This is a genomic window from Enterobacter cloacae complex sp. 6730903 (assembly GCF_048283985.1).
GTDB lineage: Bacteria > Pseudomonadota > Gammaproteobacteria > Enterobacterales > Enterobacteriaceae > Enterobacter > Enterobacter hormaechei_C.
The window spans coordinates 1-670 of the sequence record NZ_JBLVXX010000151.1; the positions used below are offsets into that span (position 1 = coordinate 1).

The window sequence follows — 670 nt, forward strand, 5'->3', positions numbered from 1 at the left end:
CATACAGCCTGGCGACGGGTCGCATTCGACAAACCCTTCCCGCTCCCAGTTGTCGAAATACAGGTTGTCCGGGTACTGGCTTTCCCACCATGGGTAATCGACGCGGAAATCGTTAAGCTTCACGCCTTGGGTGGCATGCCAATCCATTACCAGTCCCCAGCAGTCATTTGAGCCCAGGATAAACGGACGCCCAATAAGCGGCACCGCCTCCGGCATTATCTCGGCGTATTCATCGCTGTCCGGAGCGTAAATACCCCAGACCACGCCGGAGTTGTTGCACTGCTGGCGGTCCAGATCTGACGGAATAGGCCGGGCACCGTCGCCAGTGTGGGAGTGGATGACGCGCACAATCGTCCCGATATCTTCGGCGTTCGCCCAATGCTCGCCATCGATGCGGAAATGCTCTGTTGGATTCTCGTGAGTGTTTGGTACAGGAATATAGCGCTGGCGACGGCCAGACTGAATAACGAATCCGCAGCTCTCGCGCGGGGATTCCTCCAGCGCATGAGCACGGATAGCTGCCAATATGGTTTTATTCATTGCTATGTCCGGTTATCGGGTGAAGAGAACAGTTGCCGGAAAGCCGCCAAAGTCGAGAATTGCTGCGTTAGGATCTGCCAGGCCGGCGCCAAATCGTTTACGGCAGTCACTGAAGCAACCACCACATACA

General features: G+C 56.1%; 1 protein-coding gene. It reads right to left on the reverse strand.

Annotated features, from left to right (window positions below):
- The coding region (locus ACNQ0W_RS25295) for a C40 family peptidase (protein ID WP_417933304.1) at positions 1 to 540 on the reverse strand (540 nt) is incomplete at its 3' end.
- Between the last annotated feature and the right edge of the window lie 130 nt (positions 541 to 670).